Genomic DNA, 245 nt, shown 5'->3' on the forward strand with positions numbered 1-245 from the left:
CATGGCCCTGGCCTATGATCTGCCGGAAGGCATCGGCAACTACGGCCTGGACCTCGACCGCCTGCAACTGCCGCCGGCTGCGCCCTATGTGGTGTTCCTGCATGGTACCACCTGGGCGACCAAGCACTGGCCCGAAGCCTACTGGCGCGAACTGGCCGAGCGCATGGGCCGGCGCAAGCTGGAAGTGCGCCTGCCCTGGGGTAATCCGGCCGAGAAGGCGCGTGCCGAGCGAATTGCCCAAGGCT

At 67.3% G+C, this 245-nt stretch carries 1 protein-coding gene; it reads left to right on the plus strand.

Annotation, left to right across the window (positions count from 1 at the left end):
* The coding region (locus tag SB719_RS21960; protein WP_412160005.1) for a glycosyltransferase family 9 protein at positions 1-245 on the plus strand (245 nt) is incomplete at both ends.

The organism is Pantoea sp. SIMBA_079, from assembly GCF_046940275.1.
Classification (GTDB): Bacteria; Pseudomonadota; Gammaproteobacteria; order Enterobacterales; family Enterobacteriaceae; genus Pantoea; species Pantoea borealis.